The sequence below is a fragment of the Psychrilyobacter sp. genome (assembly GCF_049671765.1).
GTDB lineage: Bacteria > Fusobacteriota > Fusobacteriia > Fusobacteriales > Fusobacteriaceae > Psychrilyobacter.
Genome location: NZ_JBATVM010000035.1, coordinates 1 through 2,508 on the forward strand (window position 1 = coordinate 1; position 2,508 = coordinate 2,508).

3 protein-coding genes and 1 pseudogene are annotated in these 2,508 nt (G+C 29.1%); 3 read left to right on the forward strand and 1 reads right to left on the reverse strand.

Translation table 11 applies throughout. The annotated features are described in order from the left end of the window. Positions 1–367, forward strand: a 367-nt coding sequence (locus tag WBG30_RS01520) for an META domain-containing protein (RefSeq protein WP_424502878.1), incomplete at its 5' end; no start/stop codon positions are given. 78 nt (positions 368–445) lie between these two features. Here WBG30_RS01520 and WBG30_RS01525 read toward each other — a convergent pair. Further along, complete coding sequence (locus WBG30_RS01525; RefSeq protein WP_424502879.1) at positions 446–1,090, reverse strand: histidine phosphatase family protein; 645 nt, start codon at positions 1,088–1,090, stop codon at positions 446–448. 119 nt (positions 1,091–1,209) lie between these two features. On the opposite strand from WBG30_RS01525, the gene WBG30_RS01530 reads away from it, so the two are divergent. Beyond that, positions 1,210–2,139 carry a TIGR01212 family radical SAM protein gene (locus WBG30_RS01530; RefSeq protein ID WP_424502881.1) on the forward strand — a complete coding sequence of 310 codons (930 nt, stop codon included), beginning with the start codon at positions 1,210–1,212 and terminating at the stop codon, positions 2,137–2,139. Further along, positions 2,123–2,508 (forward strand): annotated as a pseudogene (locus WBG30_RS01535) (hypothetical protein); the annotation flags it as partial. The gene WBG30_RS01530 and the pseudogene WBG30_RS01535, both read left to right, overlap by 17 nt.

Here is a 2,508-nt window from a genome sequence, read left to right on the forward strand (position 1 = left end):
AGTTATCCAAAAAGAATTTATAGGAACAAATTGGAAGTTATCTCAATATATTGTAGATGGAAAGTTAAAAGATGTTACAGAAACTTCAAAAGCTGATTTGAAATTTGAATTAGAAAAGTTTTATGGAAATGCAAGTATTAATAGATATTTTGGAAACTATATATTAAATAACAATAAAATTACTATGGGCAAAATTGGGTCAACTATGATGATGGGACCTGAAGATGCTATGAATCAAGAATATAGATTTATTGGACTTTTAGAAGACATTACATCTTATGAGATTGTAGGAGAAAAATTAAATCTTTTAAGTAATGGAGAAGTTATATTAGTCCTCACTGCTGTAGAAGAAATTGAGAATAAGTAACGTGAAGTTTTATGCAGACAGGTATAATTTTCTAGATAACAAAAAAGAAACACCTCTATAGAGGTGTTTCTTTTTTGTTTAACTTTCTTTTAATTCATCTAATATTTTTTCTTCCCCTTCTAAGTGTGCTATGTCACCTAGATATGCTATAGAAAATCCAAAGTCATTATAAACTAGCTTCGTGATACTTGTATTAGAAATCATAAACTTTCTATGTGTTTCATAGGGAATACACAATAAAGTTCTGATTAATGGGCTAATAATTCCACCATGTGTAACTACAACTATTTTTTGATTCTTATGATTTTCAATAATGTCCACAATACTATCCATAGTTCTTTTAGTGACTTGGTTATAAGATTCTCCATTTGGAATCGTATAATTTTTACTGTCATTTCTATAGTATTTGTATTGGTTAGGAAAAAACTTTTTAATTCTTGGCCAGTCTGCACCTTGAAATACTCCCCAATGTCTCTCTCTCACACCAGAAATTTCAATTATATCTTTCTCTATATGCTGATTTATTATATTTGCTGTATCAACAGCTCTTTTTAAATCACTGGTATAGATTATGTCAGGATTAATTTTTTTCATCCTTTGAGATAAAAGATTAGATTGACGGATACCACTGTCTGTTAATGGACTGTCTAATTGTCCTTGTATCAATTTTTTAGTATTCCAAATAGTTTCTCCATGTCTAACTAAGAAAATTTCTGTATTCATCTTTGTCACCTCGTGTAATTTATCTGCCTATAATTTTACCATATTTTTTAGAATAAAAATAGCTCTAACTAAATACGTGGTATAATGACAGAATAAACAAATAGGAGCTGAGAGGATAAATGAGATGGGGAGAAAAAAGATATAATTCATTAAATTATTTTTTAAGAGAAAAATTTGGAGAGAAGGTATATAAAGTTTCTTTGGATGGAGGTTTTACTTGTCCAAATAGAGATGGGACATTGAGTAAGAGAGGGTGTATATTTTGTAGTGATAGTGGAAGTGGAGAATTTGCAGGTTCTAGAAACAAAAGTATAACAGAACAGATTGAAGAACAACTAGAACTAATCAGTAAAAAATTTCCTCTTGGAAATGTTATTGCTTATTTTCAAAATTTTACCAATACATATGGAGATTTAGAATATCTAAAAAAAATATACGAGGAGGCTCTTTCTCATCCTAGAGTAGTTGGATTAGCCATAGCCACTAGACCAGATTGTATTGATGATGAGATATTAGATTTATTGGAGGAGTTAAATAACAAAACTTTTTTATGGATAGAGTTAGGACTGCAAACTTCTAATGAAAAAACAGCTTTAGATATAAATCGAGGATGGAAATTAAAAATATTTGATGAGATGATGGAAAAATTAAATAACAGAAATATAAAAGCTGTTGCTCATATTATTTTTGGTTTACCAAACGAAGATCATAAAACTATGTTAGCTTCTGTAAAGTACATTATCAAAAAAAAAGTATGGGGAGTAAAATTTCATCTTTTACATATAATTAAAAATACAAATTTAGAAAAGTTATATATAGAAACAAAATTTCATATTTTAACTAAGGAGGAGTATATAGATCTAATAGGAACAGCTATTGAAATTTTAGATACAGATATGGTTATCCACAGATTAACTGGAGACGGAAGTCGTGAAACTCTTATCGAACCTAGGTGGAGTTTAGACAAAAGAAATGTTTTAAATTCCATAGAAAAACATCTTAAAGAAAACAATATATCACAAGGGGATAAGTATGAAAAAATTACTTAGTTTTATAGTATCTGATAGTTTTTTAGATAAAATAGGAGATGGATGGAATGAGTTAGATAAAATCATAAAAGATCATCAATTAGATGGTATCGAAACTATGACAGGAGGATTTTATAATCCTGAAAATATAAAAGCTGTGAAACCCATTGGGCATCATTTATTATATTTTCCATCGTGGCTACATATGTGGCTAGAAGATGAGGAAGAATTAATAAAGGAGTTTGAAAGTTTAGAAAAAGCTATCAAAGTTTATGGGGGATGGGGTCGTCAAAGACTCATTGAATTTTATAAAAACGAATTTTTGGATTCTATTAAGATGGGATCAGAATATATGGTTTTTCATGTAGCGCATGTTGGACTAGATGAAGT